We start from the raw sequence: 15,823 nt of genomic DNA, 5'->3' as shown, positions 1-15,823 counted from the left end.
GCGCAAGGACCATGATAAGTCACGATGCAAAACGTGTACAAAGCCGAACTCTATCGTTTTAGCCTGATTGCCAGTACGTCGCTTTGCGTCATGCTGTCAACGCTTACCGACGCCCCTCCAGCAAAAGCGGCCTTGCTGCTGGGCGCTTTGTGGCTGTTCCTGACAGCTTGCTTGCTCAAGTCTACACCACGCTGGCCTCTACCGATTCCTTGGCATTGTATTCCCAGTTTGCTGCTGGCGATACTGATAAGCATCGATCCCGGCCGTTACGCTATCTGGTCATGGTGTTGGGCGCTACTGCTGATACTCCCCCAACCACGCTGGACCGGCATCTTTCATCTGGGGCTGGCACTATTCGGCTGGTGGCAATTTCGCGATATGGTCGACACGCCATCCTGGTTTTTTTATGGGCTGTTGTTGGCACTTCTCATGTTGACCGGCCAATCACGCGCCATCCAGCTACGCTCACTATGGGAAAATGCGACCCAATGCGACCAGCTCGCCACCGGCCAGCGGCTCTGGTCGCCTGACAGCCTCGCGGATGATATCGCCCGGGAACACGCGCGCAGCGACAGGGAGGGAACTCACGCCGAACTCCTTCTGCTTCGTACCGCACGACGCCAACAGAACCAAGCCGCTGCAGCGCTATGGCATTGTCTAGCGGCTTTCGAACAAGGCTACAAAATTGATCAACAAACACTCGCGGCCCTGCTGATAAGCAGGGATCTCTCCCATGCACGACAACGCCGCGAGGCATTACTGACGGCCTTGCCGGATACCGCCCGCATCCGTGTCATCTACTTGAGCCAGGCATTACCTCTTGAGGCGGAAATCCAAGCACTGGAGACACAACAGGCCCCCCAGTACTGCACCGAGGAAGCCACCCGACATGGATAACCCGACCAGAGGCAGTACCACCACACACTTGCCCCTTTCATGTTACGTCGGTGGCTCGCTGATCGTTACCGTCTACACCGTGTGGCAGTACTTGATGGGCCACTATGGGAACCTGCCACTTCCCGCGACCCTTGTCTTCTTCCTGGTGGTCGCGACACTGCTACGTTCCCTGGGACCTCCTCCATTCCACCGTATCGCCACGATGCTTGCTCTGGCTGGCGCCTACCTCTTGACGGCTGTGACGATATACCGAATGGGCGAATGGTCGACCCTATGGCTCGGTTTCAGTGTCATCCTCACGTTTCTCGCGTTGCCCTTGGCGGCCGCCTGGACGGTCAATCTACTACTCGCGCCCTTATGGCTGGTCCTGATGGGGGACTCCTCCATTCCTCCCGTAACACTGCTGACCTATCTATCGCTACTGTTATTCGGCACCTTGGTTCCCTGGGAGCAGAATCGTTTACGTGCGCGCTTGTATACGAGCAATCAATACGACCCCTCATGCGATGCGCTGCATTCAGGAAGGATACGCGAACGCCTCGCTGCTGAAGTTGCCCGCACCCAAATGCTGGAACGTCCGTTGAGTGTTCTCGTCATTCACCTGACACAATACGACATGGCTCATGAACAATTCGGGTCCCGCCTCAGTCATGTCTTGATACAACGCTTCTGTCATACGGCGCAGCACACGTGTCGGGGCCAGGATAGCCTCGGACGTGCGGACGACTCCGTATTCTGGCTCCTGCTCCCCAATACCGGCGAAAATGGCGCCTTGATGGTCAAGAACCGCCTCATTAGTGCACTTGACACGACCGTACTCCCCGAAACCGGTCCAATCCGGGCCGACATCCTCGTCAGCCGACCGCGCCCGGAAGAAGACCCAACTGAGTACTGTCATCGACTGGATACCCAGGGCATTGCATTGAAGGAACACATGCATTGATCAACGATGAGTGGTTATACCAGCTAACCCCCTCTCCCGAATTATTGCTTCTGCTCATTGCCACCATTGCCTTGCTGGAGTCATTGGCACTGGTAGGTCTGCTCATCCCCGGCATTGCCCTGTTGACGGCGGCAGCGAGCCTCGCCGGACATCAACAGCTCAGCTTGACTCTCCTGCTGTCGGCCGCCGCCTTCGGCGCCATTATCGGTGATGGCCTGAGCTTCATCCTGGGCTATACGCAACGCGAAAGCATTCCCCATCGCTGGCCATTTCGTCACCACCCGCAGTGGCTGGCCCAAGGAGCCCGTTTTTTCCAGCGTTATGGGTTGCTATCGGTTTTCATTGGCCGTTTTGTCGGCCCGGTCAGGCCAATCGTTCCGATGATCGCAGGCATGCTGCATATGTCTCCCTGGGCATTCGTCAGTGCCAACATAGGGTCAGCCCTGCTATGGGCGCCTGCCTACCTCCTCCCCGGCTACCTGCTAGGCAGGTCCTGGCATCACTGGCTGGATCTACCAGAGGGCAGCTTCCGCTGGCTCACGCTGTTCGCCACTGCCATTGTCATACTCGCGTTTATCTTTTCCTGGCTACGTCACCAATTGGGGCGCGAAGGGCGGCTATACCGAGGTGTCGCGAGCTTGGCGCGGTATCGGAAATGGTCCCGACGCTGGTGGCTACGATTGCAAAGACGGCGGCCGCACAGCGAGCTCCCCTTGGCCTCACTCTCGTTGTTGCTGATCTCCTTGACCATGTTGAGCGCCTGGACACTCCGGGTTCTAGAGGCCGACGCGCCACTCGCCATGGACGAGCAGATTCGAGCCCTCATCGCTTATTGGCAGACACCGGTCACTCTCAAGGTCAGTGACATTCTGGCAAAAATGGGTGATACCTACGGGGTCCTTGCACTCTGTTTGCCCTGGATGATCTGGCTACTGTGGTCACGGCACATCGCAACACTAGGGCATGTGGTAGTCGCTCTCGGCGCAACGGCACTCACCAACACGGTCTTCAAGGCAATAGCAAGCCGAGCCCGACCCGAGACGCCGCTCTACCTCGCCGACTCCTATGCCTACCCAAGCGCGCACACGTCCATCACCGTGGTGCTATTCGGCCTGGCTGCAGCGTACGTTGCCCAAGAGCTTCCTCGGCACCGCCGCTTCCTTGCCTATTGGGCGGCGATATTGCTCTGTATACCGATGGGATTGTCACGCTTGACTCTCGATGTGCACTGGGCAAGTGATGTCGTGGGGGGCACCCTGCTGGGCCTTGTCATCTGCGCCTTGACCCGCATCAGCTATCAACGGCTTCCCCATCCGTCACTGGCCCACGCCCCGTGGCCAGCAATACTGTTGTCATCGGCCGTCCTATTGAGCATTCGGCTACTCTGGCTGCCCCACGCCTGACCCCCAGGAAGGCATAAGCCGGTGCTCGATACCCAGTTGATTGAGGATACGTGCCACGATGAAATCGATTAGATCATCAATCCGTTCGGGGTTGTGATAAAAACCCGGAGCCGCAGGCAATATCACGGCGCCCATACGAGTCAATGACAGCATATGCTCCAGATGGATCGCCGATAACGGGGTTTCCCGCGGCACCATGACCAGTCGGCGACGCTCCTTGAGCGCGACATCGGCCGCCCTCTCGATCAAATTATTACTGGCGCCGGTGGCAACCGCCGACAAGGTGCCGGTGGAACAAGGGCAAATCACCATTGAGGCCGATGCACCCGAACCGGAAGCGACCGGCGCCATCCAATCCTCCCGACCGAAGCAACGAATCTGACCTTCGACAGCGCCATTACGCTCACTCAGCGCAGCAGCCAGGCGGGCCGGCTGGGCAGGTAACTGAACCTCGGTTTCGGTGGTGATGACCAGGTGCGCCGCCTTGGAGATCATGACCCAGACTTCATGGCCTGCCGCAACCAGGCAATCAATCAACCGCAGACCATAGGGAGCCCCTGACGCACCGGTTAACGCGACTGTCACCGGCGGGTACAGCCCTTTGCCGTCATGCTGACTCATGTCTCGCCTCCAGTGCTGACAGGAGCTTCTCATGGATACCGCCGAAGCCCCCATTGGACATCACGACGATGCGATCACCCGATCTGGCGTGTGTCACGACGGCAGAAACTATCTCATCAATGGATGACACCAGGCGTGCCGGCACGGGACTCTGCTGGACTACCGCCTCCAGTGACCAGTCCAACCCCTCGGGCTGATACCAGAAGACCTGGTCGGCACAAGCCACACTGGCAGCCAGACGCTCCTTCAAGCTGCCCAACCGCATGGTGTTCGAACGCGGCTCGATGACCGCCAACACGCGTCCATCCGATGTCGAGGCACGCAGCCCTTCCAGTGTGGCGGCAATGGCCGTGGGATGATGGGCGAAATCATCGATGACCTGAACGCCACCGACCTGCCCCCGCAATTCCTGACGTCGACGTGGACTCTCGAACGACGTCAATGCATCGACGCCGAAAGCCAATCCCACGCCACATTCGGCGGCCGCGGCCAATGCAGCAATAGCATTACGCGCGTTATGGCTGCCTGTGAGAGGCCAATCGACAATGGCCTCCTCGCGCCCCACAGCTGCCTGGCGAATGATCCGAAAGCGACAGGCGTCTTCCTGATCCAGTACGAGACGCCATGTACTGTTCGAGTCATCGCCGAATCGTGTGACAGGCGTCCAGACACCTTGGGCCAGCACACGCTCGAGTGCCGGCTGTCGATCGGCGACCAACAAGGCACCATCGCCCGGTATGACACGTACCAAGTGGTGAAACTGGCGCTCTATGGCTGCCAGATCGTCGAAAATATCGGCATGATCGAACTCGAGATTGCCGAGTATCGCGACATCCGGCCGATAGTGAACGAATTTGGAGCGTTTATCGAAGAACGCGGTATCATATTCGTCGGCCTCGACGACGAAAGGGCCTGCTCCATCGCCCAACCGTGCCGACACGCCAAAGTTACGTGGTACGCCACCGATCAGGAACCCGGGGGATTGCCCTGCCTTTTCCAGCAACCAGGCCAGTATGCTGGCTGTCGTCGTCTTACCGTGAGTCCCCGCAACCGCGAGCACTCGACGACCGGGCAGCACCTCTTCGGCCAACCACTGAGGACCGGAGACATAGGGCAACCGCGACTTCAATACAGCCTCCACCTCGGGATTCCCCCGAGACAACGCATTGCCGATGATCACCTTGTCCGGTCTCGGCATCAGGTTGTCGGCATGATAGCCCTCCATGAGAATGATCCCCGCCTCGCTCAACTGGGTACTCATGGGGGGATAGACATTAGCATCCGAACCGCTGACACGATGCCCCAACTCTCTGGCAAGTAATGCCAGGCTGCCCATGAAGGTACCGCAAATGCCTACGATATGAAGGTGCATACCGGTGTCGAACTCCCTGAAAGCCAGACCATCTGCCATAATGGCAGGGAGCCTAGCATGAGGCCCACTCGTGCTCCACAGGCATGTGTACCACGACACCGTTTTCTACATGGTCTCGGGTTGGTTTCGACAATTCACGATTTCGACGACCGGTGGACTTTCAACTAAGATAACGCCCTCGTTTACAACGCTCAGGTTGATTCGCTCACGATATAGCGCAGGAGCAAAATAGCCCCATGGCTCAGCACAACGCTTTCTATGCCCAGTCTGGTGGAGTTACCGCCGTCATCAACGCCAGCGCCTGCGGCGTCATAGAAGCCTGCCGGCGTCACGACGACCGCATCGGCAAAGTCTATGCCGGGCGCAATGGCATCATTGGCGCCTTAACCGAAGATCTGATCGATGTCTCTCAAGAAAGCGACGAGACGATCGCCGCACTTCGACATACGCCAGGTGGCGCATTCGGCTCCTGCCGTTACAAGCTCAAGGACATCGAGACGCATCGCGTCCAGTACGAGCGGTTAATCGACGTTTTCAGGGCCCATGACATTCGATACTTCTTCTACAATGGCGGCGGCGATAGTGCCGATACCTGCCTGAAGGTCTCGCAACTTTCGGAGCACATGGGCTATCCTCTGACGGCTATCCACGTCCCCAAGACCATCGATAACGACCTGCCGATCACTGACAATTCCCCCGGTTTCGGCAGCGTGGCCAAGTATATTGCCACGTCGACCCTCGAAACATCACAAGATATCGCTTCGATGTGTGCCACCTCCACCAAGGTTTTCGTGCTCGAGGTGATGGGCCGTCATGCTGGCTGGATCGCGGCGGCCGGTGCGTTGGCTGGCAACGGGGAAGGCGAACCGCCCCACATGGTCATTTTTCCCGAAATCGCGTTCTCCCGTGAAGCAGTGATGAACCGCGTTCAGGAAGCCGTGAAACGTTATGGTTACTGTGTCATTGTGGTATCCGAAGGGGCCCGATACCCCGACGGTACCTTCCTTGCCGATTCAGGCAACACGGATGTGTTCGGACATCGCCAACTTGGCGGGGTGGCCCCCACGCTTGCCGGAATGATCAAGCAGGATCTCGGTTACAAGTACCACTGGGCCGTTGCCGACTATCTGCAACGTGCCGCACGCCACCTCGCCTCCCGAACCGATGTCGAACAATCTTACGCGGTCGGAACTCATGCCGTTGAACTGGCTCTGGCAGGCAAGAACGCCATGATGCCGACGATAGAGCGTGTTTCCGACACCCCCTATGAATGGCGTATCGGAGCCGCTCCCTTGGCTGAAGTCGCCAACCGTGAGAAATTCATGCCCCGCGACTTCATTCGCGAGGACGGCTTTGGCATTACCGAAACGTGCCGACGTTACCTGGAGCCGTTGATTCAGGGCGAGGATTACCCGCCATATGACAATGGACTACCACGCATCGCAACCCCTAAACTCGCCAGAGTGGCGCGGAAATTGCCCGATTTCGAGTTGTAACGTTTCCCGAATCATCGTGAACATTCGTCGCACAATTGACTGCCGAGGCCATCGGCAGTCACCTGAGCAACCACGAAAGCACCAGTAACACCAGCAGAATGCCGGCGATACCCTGCCAGAAGTTGGCGGGTTCGCGGAAAACGCGTGGGCTGGTTCGGCGGCGGGCTTCCTCCTTGGGTTCGCGCAGCGTCACCAGGAATTCCGACAGTCGGCGGAATCGTAAAGCGCGCTGGGGATCCAGAGCACGACGTAACGCCTTGTCCAGGTCAGGGTTGACCTCCGGATTGGCGATGCGTGCACTGCGATAGCTCAACCGCTCGAGATCGGTATGTCCACGCAACTGATGAGGCGGCAACTCATAGGGCAGTTGGCCGGTCAGTAGCCAATAGATGGTGGATGCCAGGGCATACTGATCACTACGACGACCCACATCATCATCAAGGGCATATTCCGGCGCGCTATGCTCTGTCAGCCCCAACTGCCGCGCCAGTTCCCGAGAGCGTTTGTGACCGTCGCCCTCACGTAACCGACAAGCACTGAAATCCGCCAGCACGACCTGTCCATGACTATCGATGAGCACATTGTCAGGGTGGATCTGCTGGTGCAGCAGGTCGCGGCGATGCAATGCCTGTACCGCCTTGCCTAGTTGACGGGCAATATCCAGCCGCTGCGACAGGCTCGCCTGTGGGTGGCGCCGCGCCCAATCACTCAACCGCTCCCCATCGATATATCGCATCAAATAATACAGATACCGTCGGGGACGAGACGCTTCCATCACCTTGGCCACGAACGGCGAGTTGACCCGCTCCACGACCCACTGCTGCAGCAGGAAGTGTTCCAGATAGGCATTGCGACTGGACAGTTCTGGGCTGGGGGCCTTCATGACCATCTCGCGACCGCCGTGGACATCGTGTACCCGGTAGACACGAGACTGGGCCGTGCGCGATAGCACTTCCTGCACTTCCAGTCCATCGAGCCGGTCCCCTGCTTCCAACTCCGGCGGCACTGGCAAATCACCGTAGACTTTACCGGGTTCGTCACTCTCTTCTTCCGGCAATTGATCGACACGCAGCAACTGGAAGCAGAAAGCACTCCCCGCATAACCACGCTCTTGAGCACGTGCCTGGGCCTCATCGCACAGACGCTCACAGGCTGCATCCAGGTTACTGGCATCCTGTCGGATCAACTGTACGTAGTCCGAGGGCATCAGAGTGCCCCCTACGGCCCGAGTGGTGAAGAGAAAGAGATCCCCTTGCTTGAGCGGTGTCTTTATATAGTCAATGTCGATACTGGCGTCCATGCCTAACGCACGGGATGGATAGCGGTACCCTCCCAGATCCGTCACGTGATCGCGCGAGAGCTGCTCAAATTCTGCCCCTCGAAGGCGAAATACCAGCGTATCACCCATATGAAACAGATGCGCTTCGCTGCCACGAAACACCATGGCCGAGAGAGAAGCAATATAACTGCCACCGGCGACATGACGGCTCTGACTGAAACACCAACTATTGAGGGCGTACAGCACGCGGGTCGCCGAGGTCTTGATATCCCAATGTTCAGGAGTGGAGTAATAATCCGCCAGAAATCCTCTGACACTGAGGTCGCCGGCCTGCTTGGCGATGGAATTGCGTGATGTGGAGTCGCTGATGACAGCGCTGACTCCTTTGCAACCCAGGAGCGGCTGCTCGGGAATTCGAACCGACATCGAACTGCGATGGTAGCGCCGATCCGGGGCGACATACGCTTGCCCAACACTCAGTGACAACGTCGCATCCTGCTGAACAGACTCCTTCATGATGGGAAAACCTCTCGGCCGAACACGTAGCGCTCCTTTCCTGGCAATGAGCGTCCTATCATACACGTCATACCCCATCCCCTTGTCCAGACAATCGTCGAACCGGACTGGGGAGCCGCATTCGTTGAATTGGTAATCGGGCGACGCAATTCGTATAATTCAGCCGATTTTTCATCGGTAGCTCCGGCTACTGGTCATTGATGCCCACATCGACCGGTCCCGGTGCCGCTACGACTGAGCCTGTAAATCCCCAGGCCTTTTCCAATAGCCATTGCAAGGATTCAACGATGAGTTTCGACAAGATTCCCGCTGGCAAGGACCTTCCGAACGATGTCTTTGTTGCCATCGAGATTCCCGCTAACCATGAACCGATCAAGTACGAGATCGACAAGGATCTCGACGCCTTGTTGGTTGACCGTTTCATGGCGACTCCCATGTTCTACCCGGCCAACTACGGTTTCATTCCCAACACCCTGGCCGATGACGGCGATCCACTCGATGCTCTGGTGGTAACGCCTTATCCGGTTCAGCCCGGCAGTGTCATTCGCGCACGCCCCGTCGGCATCCTGAACATGACGGACGAGGCCGGTGAAGACGCCAAACTGGTCTGTGTCCCTCACCAGAAACTGACCGAACTGTACGATCATGTGCAGGAAGTCACCGACCTGCCTGAGCTGCTGCGTCAGCAGATCGCTCATTTCTTCGAGAATTACAAGGACCTGGAAAAAGGCAAATGGGTCAAGGTGGAATCCTGGGAAGGCGCTGAGGCTGCACGCAAGGCCATTGAGAAAGCGGTCGACGCTTATACCAAAGCCTGACCTTCACTCGGCAAGCACGCATTGCGACGGACGTTGACACGACGTCCGTCGCGTATCGTGGCCCCACACGCCAGATCACTCCTGATTCGACTCATCGGATGCCTCTTCGCCGTCTGAGTCCTCGACACTTTCGTTGGAGGATTCATCAGAGCCTTCCTCTTCCGCCCCTTCATCCTGACGTTGCGTATCGGTATCAGATGGTGATGAAGCGTCCCCTTCGCCGACCTCGACACTTTCCAATTGCTGTGACAGGTCGGTGATCAGCTCGCCAGCCCGTTGGGTATAGTTGGCCATCATCAATGAATGGTTGGCGAATACACCAAACCCTGAACCATTGAGGACCACGGGACTCCAGAGCCTGCGCTGGGTCCGCTCCAGCTCAGCGACGATACCATCCACCAGGGCGGTGGCATCCGCCGCCTCCAGTAATGAGGCCTGATCGCGCTGCAATGCCTGGAACAAATGCATCAACGCCCATGCACTGCCACGCGCTTCATAAAAGTAGTCATCGACTTTGTACCATGGCGTCTTGGCAGGCCCGTCTTCACTATCGACATCCACCCCCTGCAAGACATCAGGATCATCAACGCTGGCGGACAACCGGGATGTCAGTGAATCCAACCGATCATCGACACGTTCCAACCAGGCCACCATGGCGTCACCTTCACCATGAAAGCCCTCGGCCTCACCAGCGCCGAGCGCGACCAGATAGTTTCCAAGTGCATCCCTGCCCTGCTCCAGGCGACGCTCCGTCGATGGATACAACCAGTCACGGCTATTGGCCTGAAACCGTTGCGTTGCGGCTTCGACTGACTCAGGTTCACCAGCATCGAACGACGACAGAGCCGATGACATGTCCCGGACCTGTCTGAGTACCCCATATTCCCAATTCGGCTGATTATCGAGCCAGAGCCCTGGCGGCATCATGTCATTGCGTAGATAGCCACCAGGCTTGTCCAGCAACGTGTCCACCATCGTCATCAAGGTTGCTGCGGTGACGGCACCGGAGCGCGCCTCGGCAGAAGCCGCATCGGCTGTATCATCGGCGGCATTACCGCGCTGTACATCCACAACCCGGCTGACATCGAATGGCTCGGGTTCCCGGCTCCACCAGAACCCCAATGCGATAGTCACCAGCAGGTAGAGAACCAGCAATGCCAGCAATGGCTTCCAGATCCATCCGTAGTCCGGGCGCTCAAGTACATCGGATGTTCTGTCGGGTGTCGCAGTCTTGCGTTTACCGAATACGGCCATGATCACGCCATCCTTGAACCAAGTGAAAACGGAAAGTACCGGTGAAAAGCTCGCCGATACCATGACATGAGAGTTATCCTAGCATGCCAAATCGCGGTCGCCTTCCAACGATCGGAACTTGCCCCCGCTCCACGAGTCGTAGATGCGCGCCCGGATACAGCTATCGTCGTTTTTCAGGCTTTGAGGATCTCACGTTGCTACACCGATTGATTCGACTGGCGGGTATCGCTTTATTGGCACTGTCCAGTGCTGCATCCGCGCAATGGTTTGCATCGGACGACGAGGAGGATTTCCTCCCGGTAAATGAAGCGTTTCAAGCCAGCGCCTGGCACGACGACGAGACTCTCTATATCGGTTTCGAGACCGCCGAAGACTACTATCTCTATCGACATCGTTTTCAGGTCGATAGCCGTGATGACACCCGCCTGGGAGAATTGGAACTACCGCCCGGCGAACCCAAGACCGATGAGTTCCTGGGTGATGTCAATGTCTATTATGATCGTGTCGTCATCGAAGCCCCGCTCGAGAGCGAGCCTGCCGATCCCCTGCCGCTCGAAGTCACCTTTCAAGGATGTGCCGACGCCGGTCTCTGTTACCCACCTGAAACCATTGAGCTCGACGCCGGGGCGAGTTCTCCCCCGGCCCGTTTCGCCGATTGGCAATCGGCAGACGCCAATGGTAATGGTGAAGCTTCCACGACGAGTGAGTCGACCCAACCAGCCAGTGAGGCAACACGCCCTGCTCCGCCATCGAGCGATGATGAACGTTTTCACCAGTTACTGGGAAATGCCAGCCCGCTGATGATGTCGGGCCTATTTTTTCTGGCTGGACTGGGACTGACGTTCACCCCCTGTGTACTCCCGATGATACCGATCCTGTCATCGATCATCGTCGGCCAGAACCCCTCTCGCCCCCGCGCCTTCCTGCTCTCCACGAGTTATGTCACAGGCATGGCGCTGACTTATGCCGCAGCAGGTGTACTGATGGGCCTGTTCGGTGCAGGACTCAACCTGCAGGCACGTTTACAATCGCCCCCTGTTCTCATTGCTTTCGCCACGCTTTTTTCACTCTTTGCGCTGGCTATGTTCGGCGTGTTCAATCTGCGGCTCGCCCCCCGACTCGCCGGTCGAGTCGAAACATGGCAACAGCATGTCCAGGGCTGGGGCGTCCCGGGTCTGGCATTGGCAGGCGCCTTGTCTGTCCTCATCGTTTCCCCCTGCGTCTCGGCCCCACTAGCCGGAGCCCTCGTCTTCATCTCGACGACAGGTGATGCCCTGATGGGTGGGATAGCCTTGTTGATGCTGGCCTTGGGAATGGGAGTGCCGCTGCTGCTTGTCGGCACCTTCGGCTCCACCTTGCTGCCACGTAGTGGAAACTGGATGAATGGGATCAAGGCGGCTTTCGGCGTCTTGCTTCTTGGTATTGCCATATGGTTGGTCGAAAGGCTGCTTCCCGCCTCCCTGACGCTGATTCTCTGGGCGGCATTGGCCACGGGAAGCGCTCTAGCGATGGGAGCTCTACGTTTCGACACACCACAGGGATGGCCTCGACTACGACAGGCGGTCGGCATTTTGTTGCTGGTCTGGGGGATCGCCTTGGTGCTGGGTGCAGCGCGAGGTGGTCACGATCCCCTGCAACCACTGGCCACAGCAACCCCACCTCAGGCATCCTCGGAGCAACCCGAACCCCGCCGGGACACCGGAAATGATCAAGAGATCAAAACGGTGACACGCCTGGATGAATTGCGGGATGCCCTGGCATCGACAGGTACCAGCCAGCAACCCGCCTTCGTGGACGTTACCGCGGATTGGTGCATTTCCTGCCAACGTATGGAGCGGCAGGTTTATACCGACCCTGACGTCTCCGGCCCCCTCTCTTCTTTCCGCCGTATTCAGGTTGACGTGACCGACAGTACTCCTGAAACACGACGGATTCTGGAACATTTCAACCTGTTCGGCCCTCCAAGCCTACTGTTCTTTGAAGGAAACGAGGAAATCCGTGATGCACGAATCCAGGGCGAAGTCGATAGCGACAGTTTTGCAACCCATTTGAACCAGTTGCTTGATTGGCTCGAGGATCGTCAGCGTTCCTGACGACAGGGGTATGTTCGGCAATACCTACCTCCGCTGGACACGTTGATCTTTTTTCGGCAAACTCCGCCGCTAATGCCTATCAGGGCTTCTTGAGACGGCAACGTGCAGGATCGTGCCGTGATCTCAACAAATTTTGAGCAGGTTGACAGCGCTTCGAGGAGAGAGTCCCTGCGCCACGACAACCGAGCATGAACGATCGAGAACCGATCACCGATACACATCACCAAGACACTACCGGTCGAGATAGACAACATGGATATCCGCAAGGTCAAAAAGCTGATCGAGTTGTTGGAAGAGTCCAATATCAGCGAAATCGAAATCCAGGAAGGTGAAGAGTCGGTACGCATCAGCCGCCATCCCAATGGTGTACCGCAACCCGCCGCAACAGCGGCTGCACCGCAACCACTGGCCCCTGCCGCCGTACCCGCTCAGGAAACGCCTCAAGCGCCATCGCCTGCCCAGGACAGTGTACCGGCACAGCCAGAAGGTCATTCGGTGGGCTCCCCGATGGTCGGCACCTTCTATCGTGCTCCCGCCCCGGGGTCAAAGCCGTTCGTGGAAGTCGGCCAAAGTGTCAAGAAAGGCGAACCGGTGTGCATCGTCGAGGCAATGAAGATGATGAACCAGATCGAAGCCGATCGCGATGGCGTGGTGGAAGCCATCCTGGTAGAGGACGGCGAGCCGGTCGAGTTCGACCAGCCACTGGTCATGTTGGGATAACCCCAAGGCACTGTTCACCATGCCACTGAACGGCATGATCTTTTTACCCCTTATGACAACCTGGGCGTATAAATGATGTTGGACAAGGTACTCATCGCCAATCGTGGCGAGATCGCCCTGCGCATACTGCGTGCGTGCAAGGAACTGGGCATCAGGACAGTAGCGGTGCACTCCAAGGCCGACCGCGAACTCATGCATGTACGCTTGGCCGATGAAGCGGTATGCATCGGACCGGCCGCCTCAGCACAGTCCTATCTCAATATCCCCGCACTTATCAGTGCTGCCGAAGTCACCGATGCCAGCGCCATCCATCCGGGATACGGCTTTCTGTCCGAGAATGCCAACTTTGCCGAACAGGTCGAACGCTCCGGATTCACCTTCGTCGGGCCTCGTGCAGAAACCATTCGCCTGATGGGCGACAAGGTCAGCGCCATTGAAGCCATGAAGAAAGCCGGCGTACCTACGGTTCCCGGCTCCAACGGTCCGCTACCCGACGATGAAGCCAAGGTGCTGGCCATGGGGCGGCACATAGGTTATCCGGTCATCATCAAAGCGGCCGCAGGCGGCGGCGGACGCGGCATGCGTGTCGTCCATACCGAAGCCAACCTGCTATCGGCTATCAGTGTCACACAGAACGAAGCAAACGCCTCTTTCGGTGATGGCACGGTCTACATGGAAAAGTTTCTCGAACAGCCGCGCCATGTCGAAGTACAGGTACTTGCCGACGGACAGGGCAATGTCATTCACCTCTTCGATCGTGACTGTTCACTGCAGCGTCGGCACCAGAAAGTTCTGGAAGAAGCACCAGCTCCGCAAATCGATGAGACTGCCCGCCAGCAGGTGCTCAAAGCGTGTACCGATGCCTGTCTGGAAATTGGCTACCGCGGTGCCGGCACATTCGAATTCCTGTATGAAAATGGGGAATTCTTCTTCATTGAAATGAATACTCGAGTACAGGTCGAACATCCAGTGACCGAAATGGTGACCGGGGTGGATATCGTCAAGGAGCAATTGCGTATTGCTTCCGGTGAGCCTCTGTCAATCAGACAGGAAGACATCAAGCTCAACGGCCACGCGTTCGAGTGTCGCATCAATGCCGAGGACTCCCGAACCTTCACGCCATCGCCTGGCCGGATCACCCTGTATCATCCGCCCGGTGGGCTGGGAGTACGTATGGATTCCCACATTTACACCGGGTATTCGGTCCCACCCTATTACGACTCACTGATCGGTAAACTGATCACATGGGGGGAAACCCGGGAGTACGCACTGACCCGTATGCGAAATGCATTGGATGAGTTGCTCGTTGAAGGCATCAAGACAAATATCGACCTGCATAAGGATCTTGTGCGCGATGCCCACTTCCAGCAGGGCGGCATCAACATCCACTACCTGGAAAAGAAACTCGGGTCGTAATGCTGACCTTCTCGAACACACCTGAGGTAACACCATGGCCTGGCTGCAACTGAAAGCACGGGTTGCCCCGGAGCAGGCAGAACAGCTCGAAGAGCTGCTGATCGCTGAAGGAGCCAGCGCAATCAGCCTGCAGGACGCACATGATGATCCCGTGCTGGAGCCGGAGCTCGGCACGACGCCGCTGTGGGACGACACCGTGTTGACAGGGCTGTACGATGACCTGGACGACATCCAGGCCATGATCGAGCGGGTCAGACAAGCGTGGTCGACGCATATTCCGGATGAACCCTGCCCCGAGATTCACTTTGAACTGCTCGCCGACCGTGACTGGGAGCGCGAGTGGATGGACAGCTTCGAACCGCTAAAAATGGGGCAGCGACTCTGGATCGTACCCAGTTGGCATGACAGCCCCGACCCTCAAGGCGTCAATCTGATTCTGGACCCGGGACTCGCATTCGGCACCGGGACGCATCCCACGACCGCTCTGTGTCTCGAATGGCTCGACGAGCAGGCGCTCGCCGGACAGCTCGATCGGCGCAACGTCCTGGATATAGGCTGTGGCTCGGGCATTCTCGCCATCGCCGCCCTCAAACTCGGCGCCAACCGGGCTGCAGGCACCGATATCGACCCACAAGCACTGACCGCTAGTCGGGAAAATGCAGAACGCAATGGTATCGACATGGCACGCCTGTCCCTTAGCGTTCCCGATACGTTTGAAGGTGGCGAATTCCCGATCGTGCTCGCCAACATCCTTGCCGGACCGCTGATCGAACAGGCCCCGATGATCACCAGCCACCTTGCTCCCGGCGGCCGTCTGGTGCTATCGGGGATACTGTCGCACCAAGCGGATGAGGTCCTTGATGTGTATCGGGACCGAGGGATTACCATGGATGCACCGGTCGAACGCGATGGATGGGTCCGACTGAGCGGCCACCGCCCCGGCAAGTGAAACTCGACTAATTTCAGCTTTTCGTGGCGGGTGCCGATCAGTATGA

General features: G+C 57.8%; 13 protein-coding genes. 9 read left to right on the top strand and 4 right to left on the bottom strand.

What is annotated here, in order from left to right:
• The first annotated feature begins 24 nt into the window (after positions 1-24).
• Genes BLW01_RS10345 through BLW01_RS10335 form a run of 3 tightly spaced genes read left to right on the top strand, consistent with a single transcriptional unit; the run spans position 25 to position 3,243 of the window.
• Positions 25-897, top strand: coding sequence for a hypothetical protein (locus BLW01_RS10345; protein WP_092569444.1), 873 nt, complete (start codon positions 25-27; stop codon positions 895-897).
• Positions 890-1,840: a GGDEF domain-containing protein gene (locus BLW01_RS10340; RefSeq protein ID WP_092569443.1), complete on the top strand. Its 951-nt coding sequence runs from the start codon at positions 890-892 to the stop codon at positions 1,838-1,840. Before BLW01_RS10345 ends, BLW01_RS10340 begins: the two co-directional genes overlap by 8 nt.
• Positions 1,837-3,243 (top strand): bifunctional DedA family/phosphatase PAP2 family protein, encoded by a 1,407-nt coding sequence (locus BLW01_RS10335; RefSeq protein WP_092569442.1) that lies wholly within the window; start codon positions 1,837-1,839, stop codon positions 3,241-3,243. The genes BLW01_RS10340 and BLW01_RS10335 overlap by 4 nt, the downstream gene beginning before the upstream one ends.
• Here BLW01_RS10335 and BLW01_RS10330 read toward each other — a convergent pair.
• Complete coding sequence (locus tag BLW01_RS10330) at positions 3,220-3,864, bottom strand: flavin prenyltransferase UbiX (protein WP_092569441.1); 645 nt, start codon at positions 3,862-3,864, stop codon at positions 3,220-3,222. The genes BLW01_RS10335 and BLW01_RS10330 overlap by 24 nt on opposite strands.
• Complete coding sequence (mpl, locus tag BLW01_RS10325) at positions 3,851-5,236, bottom strand: UDP-N-acetylmuramate:L-alanyl-gamma-D-glutamyl-meso-diaminopimelate ligase (protein ID WP_092569957.1); 1,386 nt, start codon at positions 5,234-5,236, stop codon at positions 3,851-3,853. Before mpl ends, BLW01_RS10330 begins: the two co-directional genes overlap by 14 nt.
• 236 nt (positions 5,237-5,472) lie before the next feature.
• Here mpl and BLW01_RS10320 point away from each other — a divergent pair, with 236 nt between their 5' ends.
• On the top strand, positions 5,473-6,732 hold the full coding sequence (locus BLW01_RS10320; RefSeq protein WP_092569440.1) for a 6-phosphofructokinase: 1,260 nt from the start codon (positions 5,473-5,475) through the stop codon (positions 6,730-6,732).
• Between the two features lie 58 nt (positions 6,733-6,790).
• On the opposite strand, the gene BLW01_RS10315 is transcribed toward BLW01_RS10320, so the two are convergent.
• The gene (locus BLW01_RS10315; protein WP_229806402.1) at positions 6,791-8,527 is read right to left on the bottom strand and encodes a bifunctional protein-serine/threonine kinase/phosphatase; all 1,737 of its coding nucleotides are present in this window, start codon (positions 8,525-8,527) and stop codon (positions 6,791-6,793) included.
• A 287-nt stretch (positions 8,528-8,814) separates the two neighbouring features.
• Here BLW01_RS10315 and ppa point away from each other — a divergent pair, with 287 nt between their 5' ends.
• A complete protein-coding gene (ppa, locus tag BLW01_RS10310; RefSeq protein WP_092569439.1) occupies positions 8,815-9,345 on the top strand; it encodes an inorganic diphosphatase in 531 nt (176 codons plus the stop codon).
• A 75-nt stretch (positions 9,346-9,420) separates the two neighbouring features.
• Here ppa and BLW01_RS10305 read toward each other — a convergent pair whose 3' ends face one another.
• On the bottom strand, positions 9,421-10,662 hold the full coding sequence (locus BLW01_RS10305; RefSeq protein WP_229806401.1) for a DUF2333 family protein: 1,242 nt from the start codon (positions 10,660-10,662) through the stop codon (positions 9,421-9,423).
• A gap of 131 nt (positions 10,663-10,793) precedes the next feature.
• On the opposite strand from BLW01_RS10305, the gene dsbD reads away from it, so the two are divergent.
• From dsbD to prmA, 4 genes are all read left to right on the top strand, one after another.
• Positions 10,794-12,692 (top strand): protein-disulfide reductase DsbD, encoded by a 1,899-nt coding sequence (gene dsbD / locus BLW01_RS10300; protein ID WP_229806400.1) that lies wholly within the window; start codon positions 10,794-10,796, stop codon positions 12,690-12,692.
• Positions 12,693-12,944: 252 nt separating this feature from the next.
• A complete protein-coding gene (accB, locus tag BLW01_RS10295; RefSeq protein WP_092569437.1) occupies positions 12,945-13,412 on the top strand; it encodes an acetyl-CoA carboxylase biotin carboxyl carrier protein in 468 nt (155 codons plus the stop codon).
• Between the two features lie 75 nt (positions 13,413-13,487).
• On the top strand, positions 13,488-14,828 hold the full coding sequence (gene accC, locus BLW01_RS10290) for an acetyl-CoA carboxylase biotin carboxylase subunit (RefSeq protein WP_092569952.1): 1,341 nt from the start codon (positions 13,488-13,490) through the stop codon (positions 14,826-14,828).
• A gap of 34 nt (positions 14,829-14,862) precedes the next feature.
• A complete protein-coding gene (gene prmA, locus BLW01_RS10285; RefSeq protein ID WP_092569436.1) occupies positions 14,863-15,777 on the top strand; it encodes a 50S ribosomal protein L11 methyltransferase in 915 nt (304 codons plus the stop codon).
• Positions 15,778-15,823: the final 46 nt, after the last annotated feature.

Source organism: Aidingimonas halophila (assembly GCF_900106955.1).
Lineage (GTDB): Bacteria > Pseudomonadota > Gammaproteobacteria > Pseudomonadales > Halomonadaceae > Aidingimonas > Aidingimonas halophila.
Note: the sequence above shows the minus strand (reverse complement) of the source record. Positions and strands in the feature narration are given on the sequence as shown.

Excerpts from the sequence above, each read along its gene's own strand:
- BLW01_RS10330 (WP_092569441.1), bottom strand. The coding sequence starts at position 3,864 with ATGAGTCAGCATGACGGCAAAGGGCTGTACCCGCCGGTGACAGTCGCG.
- BLW01_RS10305 (WP_229806401.1), bottom strand. The coding sequence starts at position 10,662 with ATGGTATCGGCGAGCTTTTCACCGGTACTTTCCGTTTTCACTTGGTTC.
- mpl (WP_092569957.1), bottom strand. The coding sequence starts at position 5,236 with ATGCACCTTCATATCGTAGGCATTTGCGGTACCTTCATGGGCAGCCTG.
- ppa (WP_092569439.1), top strand. The coding sequence starts at position 8,815 with ATGAGTTTCGACAAGATTCCCGCTGGCAAGGACCTTCCGAACGATGTC.
- BLW01_RS10345 (WP_092569444.1), top strand. The coding sequence starts at position 25 with ATGCAAAACGTGTACAAAGCCGAACTCTATCGTTTTAGCCTGATTGCC.
- accB (WP_092569437.1), top strand. The coding sequence starts at position 12,945 with ATGGATATCCGCAAGGTCAAAAAGCTGATCGAGTTGTTGGAAGAGTCC.
- accC (WP_092569952.1), top strand. The coding sequence starts at position 13,488 with ATGTTGGACAAGGTACTCATCGCCAATCGTGGCGAGATCGCCCTGCGC.
- BLW01_RS10340 (WP_092569443.1), top strand. The coding sequence starts at position 890 with ATGGATAACCCGACCAGAGGCAGTACCACCACACACTTGCCCCTTTCA.
- prmA (WP_092569436.1), top strand. The coding sequence starts at position 14,863 with ATGGCCTGGCTGCAACTGAAAGCACGGGTTGCCCCGGAGCAGGCAGAA.
- BLW01_RS10315 (WP_229806402.1), bottom strand. The coding sequence starts at position 8,527 with ATGAAGGAGTCTGTTCAGCAGGATGCGACGTTGTCACTGAGTGTTGGG.
- BLW01_RS10320 (WP_092569440.1), top strand. The coding sequence starts at position 5,473 with ATGGCTCAGCACAACGCTTTCTATGCCCAGTCTGGTGGAGTTACCGCC.